The sequence below is a fragment of the Bradyrhizobium sp. NAS80.1 genome (assembly GCF_001908205.1).
Taxonomy (GTDB): domain Bacteria; phylum Pseudomonadota; class Alphaproteobacteria; order Rhizobiales; family Xanthobacteraceae; genus Bradyrhizobium.
The window spans coordinates 1-4,171 of the sequence record NZ_LGHL01000221.1 but is presented as its reverse complement, the minus strand read 5'-3'; the positions used below and the strand labels follow the sequence as shown (position 1 = coordinate 4,171).

The following is a 4,171-nucleotide window of genomic DNA, read 5'->3' as shown; positions in this document are numbered from 1 at the left end:
GAGGCGGCCATTTCGAATGCGCGTTTTCTTGTCGACGCTGCAAGTTCGGGATCTTGATCGAATGCCACGCCCCATTCAGGGTGGAGAAACTGGAAGTTGGTTCCGTGGACCACGTCGCCGAAGATGAAAACGGAATCTCCGTTTGAATCGATCAGATAGCCGGTGTGGCCGGGAGAATGCCCGGGTAACGAGACGGCGGTTACGCCGGAAAAGAGCTTCTCATTGTCAGAGAAGCGGTGCAAACAAGACTTGTAAGGCTGGGTTGCATTTCTTGCGGTCTTGAACGCACTGAGGCGCGCCGCAGGCGCTCGGGACATGGTGCCGTCATCCCACCAAAAAGACCACTCTCGGTCCGGGACCAGCAATTGTGCGTTCCGGAATACTGCGGACCCAGCTGCATCGGCAAGATGTCCCACATGATCGACATGCATGTGCGTCAACAGGACGATATCAATGTCCTCGGGACCGATACCAACCTGCTTCATCGCGGCTATCAGTTGTCCCGTTTCTGTGCCGAAACCGCGATTGTCACCCGCGTCGATCAATATCGTACGTTCACGCGATTTCAGGAGATACGCATTCACGGCGGTTTGTAGCGTCTCCGAACCTGCTCTTGCTGCCTGCGCCTTTGCCTCTATCACCGCTTCGGGATGGGCGAATATGACGGGATCGAGGCTGACTTCACCGTCGCTCAATGCGAAAAGTCTGAAGTCGCCGATAGCAAATGTTGCCGCTTGAATACTTGGTAGAGTTTCGCTCATTGACGTTCATCTCGGTTCGTCCGGAAACCGCTCATTAGGAGCCCTTACTCACGGATCCTGAGCGATCCAATTTCTTTGGCGCCGGAACATGGGTGAAGGGATGTGACACGTCAATCATTCACAAAGGAGCGGACAAACTTCTACGTATGTGAAACTAGACGCGGCTGTTCTGAGGAGGCGAAAAGCGTCTTCACGATCGTCGACCCCGGCTGAGCTTGCCAGGGCGGCTGATTTCCTGGTGATCGCCGTATCGAGCGGACCAACCACCGGGTGGATAAAGCTGTCGGGCACGTGGGCCGGATGGCCATTTCACGGGCAGCATCGAGCAATGTCGTGATTTGGTTGGTTAGACGCTGTCTAGCGTCTACTGCCGGGTAGGTCACCAATATTTGTGTAGGAAATGCGGTCGAGTGGGCCGAGCTGAGATTGCTCTATTGAGTGCGCCACCCATCCCACTGTCCGTCCCAGTAACCAGCTGAAGTCCTGTGCTTTCAGTCCCGCAGTGATTGACAAACATCGCAGGCAACGCAAAGCCCGGCTTCAGTCCCTTGATTTCAGCAACGGCTGCAGCGGCCATTTTGAGCCGGCGAAAAGCTTCATCCCGGGAGCAAACCTTGTCGAGTTGCGCAAGAAGCGCTTGCGCGCGCGGATCTTCATCGGGCATGCCGACCGCTCCGAATCCCGGAAGCTCCTCCCCCGCACGCAGGCGGCGCACGATAATATTCTTCGGACCGGGAGCCGCAGTTAGCTCGTCGATAAAGCGCGACATGGCATCAAGGCGTCCAAACGCCGAGTAACGCCCTGCCGCAAGCGCTAGACCAGCCGCCACGTTGCGGTAAGGCGTAACTCCGACACTCGCAGCCGTACGAACAGCATAGGCCGATGGGGAAAATCCGTGATCGACTGACAGAACAAGGATTCTGCGAACGACCTCGACCCATTCATTCGAGAAGTTGAGCGCTTTTCCAATCTGGCATGAATCGGATCGGCGCCTACCTTTGTTCGGCGCATCGCCGTCACAGACCGGATGAGATCCGCCCCCGTGATCGCCAATACGATCCAACTGCCGCCATCTGGCGCCAACGTCGGCACGATCACCTCTACGCTTTGCAACGTGCAGCCGGATGCAAGTGCGACGGTTACGCCCGGCGGGGGAACGGTATCGCTCACGACGACCGCGCCAGGCCAAAACATGAGTCTCACGTATAGCGGCGCAAGTGGTCAGCGTGTGAGCTTTCTCACTGAAGCGAGCGGTAAGTTCGCACGGGAATGCGACGAATACGACATCACCATCTTGAAAGCCAGATGGAACGACGAGGCTCTATAGCGGCGGCGCTTGCTTTACGAGCGGTGACAGCAACTGCGGCAACTACTCGAGTGGTTCGCTCGGACTGTCGACGAGCGGCAACTATACCGTGGTGGTGAAGCCCACCAGCACATCGATCGGCACTTTTAGCTTGGAGTGAGCGCGCCATGATGGGGCCGATGCACCGATCCCGTGCGCCTGTGATGCGCGCGTTGAGAGATCAGCGTGTCGCTGGCAATGACATCGACGCCGATAAGCGGAGGCTCTGCCGTTGCCGAGCCACGCGGAGTGGCTGATAATATGCCGGACACGCCCCTGCAGGCGCCAAGTGGCATTACCGCATTGTCGGGACAGGTCGTGGATCTTGACGGGCGCGGATTGCCGGGCGTCGAATTGAGCCTCGGCCCCGCTAAAGTCACTTGTTGCGACGCATGGGGTGGGGGATTGGCGCTGCAACTATAGGTTTTCCCGAACTCTGCATAGGAGCTGCCGAAGGCGCGGGCAACGCTATGGCGGTATGAGCCCGATGCCAATGGTTGGGCGCCTTATGGCCTGGGCACCGTCAGTTCCGATGGGCGGCAGATAATCCCGGACGCAGGTGTCGTCATCACTGACTTTTCCAGCGCGGAGTGCGATCCGTCCACCCGTACGCGACAGCCGCCGACCGAGCGCATCACGCATGAACAGATGCGGATGCAGATGCTGAGAATCAATAAGCAGTGAGTAGTGCCATGTGGATGATCCGACTGATGACTGGTACAAGCTTGCCGTCCTTGGCGGCGCGAGTGTTGCTCGCCGCGCTAATTGGCCTTACCAGGATTGTTGTCGCTGGCGCAAGCGACACCTCGACCTGCTGCCGCCGAACGTGTCGTTGAACGTCCAGTCGCGTCGACGGTCACGTCGGTCGCGACGAATGCAAAGATATCTGCTGCCATACTCTTATCTCGCGATGCGCCTTCAGATCCTACGCCGGAAGGCAGTCCGTCTTCTACGCACGGCGGCTGACGGCGTCACCGCGATCGCAGGCCGTGTGTTGGCGACGGACGGAACTCCACTGCAAGGCGCCATTCTGCGGATGGGCATGGTATAGACCCAGACCGATCAGAATGGCCTCTACCTGCTCGAGAACGTTGCCTTGGGCGAAGCGGTGCTGGTGATCGACGGTCGTAAGGCCCGTGAGCCTGATTGCGCTGGCGATCATCATTCGATTGTTATGTCCACGATTGACTCGTTGGCAACGATCGAGGCGCGAACCTTCAAAGAAGGAACGCGGTGGAGGTTTCGTCCATGCGGTTCAACCGAAAATCTCTTCGGAGAGCCGGTTCGCAGATAGTTCGACCAATGCGTCTGAACGGCCCGCGGGTCACACGAGCCAGTAGGAAAGCGGTGAAGGGACCTTTCCGTGAGCAAGCCGGATCAGACGACCGGCAGCAAGCTCTGGTTCGATAAGTTGGCTCTGCCCACGGCAACGCCCATTTCCTCCACAGCCGCACGCAACGAGATGGCGCTGTCGGAGAACACGAGGCCGTCCTGCGGAGTTCACCTAGATTAAGTCGCGACGCCATCTCGGACCAACCCTTCGCGATTGATCATGTCCTTCTTGCGGTCGAACACACGGACAAACCCGTCGGCATCCATTGCGCCAATGTCACCCGTACGCCTGAAGCTGCCGACGAACTCACTTTCGTTGGCATCGGGGCGCCGCCAATATCCGAGGACCACCATGGGGCCGGCATCCACAATTCGCCTGGCGTGCCGCCGGAGACCTCGACACTGTTGTCATCCACCCGTGATGGGACGGCTGGGCCCGACCATGGAATAGAGCACATCTATGAACGTCTGCGCCAAGTTCGACAGCGGGCGATGCCGCGCCTGAAGCAGCCGTGCTTGGATAGGTATGCGGGGAGCGAACGGGCGGATCTCCATTCCCTGATCGCGCGCTGCCATCAAGGCGAAGCCGTCCAATACTGCTATGCCGACACCAGCATGGACCAATGCGCACGCAATTGAGGACTGCGACACTTCCGCTGCGAGACGCAGCGGCACGTTTGCATCCTCGAACGCCCGTGCCAATTTCTCGCCTGCCGGAAGATGTCGCGCTACC

General features: G+C 58.7%; 6 protein-coding genes. 1 reads left to right on the top strand and 5 read right to left on the bottom strand.

Annotation, left to right across the window (positions count from 1 at the left end; translation table 11 throughout):
- Both AC629_RS37650 and AC629_RS37645 read right to left on the bottom strand, forming a co-directional pair.
- Positions 1–761: MBL fold metallo-hydrolase (locus AC629_RS37650; RefSeq protein ID WP_084809790.1), on the bottom strand; the 761-nt coding region annotated here is incomplete at its 3' end.
- Positions 762–1,140: 379 nt separating this feature from the next.
- Positions 1,141–1,824, bottom strand: a complete 684-nt coding sequence (locus tag AC629_RS37645) for a citrate/2-methylcitrate synthase (protein WP_168195689.1) — start codon at positions 1,822–1,824, stop codon at positions 1,141–1,143.
- Here AC629_RS37645 and AC629_RS47330 point away from each other — a divergent pair.
- Positions 1,804–2,088: a hypothetical protein gene (locus AC629_RS47330; protein WP_168195688.1), complete on the top strand. Its 285-nt coding sequence runs from the start codon at positions 1,804–1,806 to the stop codon at positions 2,086–2,088. The genes AC629_RS37645 and AC629_RS47330 overlap by 21 nt on opposite strands.
- 967 nt (positions 2,089–3,055) lie before the next feature.
- Here the strand turns inward: AC629_RS47330 and AC629_RS37640 are convergent.
- From AC629_RS37640 to AC629_RS37630, 3 genes are all read right to left on the bottom strand, one after another.
- Entirely contained in the window at positions 3,056–3,271 is a 216-nt protein-coding gene (locus AC629_RS37640) for a hypothetical protein (protein WP_084809788.1), read from the bottom strand.
- Positions 3,272–3,615: 344 nt separating this feature from the next.
- Positions 3,616–3,792, bottom strand: coding sequence for an AMP-binding protein (locus tag AC629_RS49335; protein WP_084809787.1), 177 nt, complete (start codon positions 3,790–3,792; stop codon positions 3,616–3,618).
- A gap of 54 nt (positions 3,793–3,846) precedes the next feature.
- A partial coding sequence (locus tag AC629_RS37630; RefSeq protein WP_245332117.1) for a LysR substrate-binding domain-containing protein occupies positions 3,847–4,171 on the bottom strand: 325 nt, incomplete at its 5' end.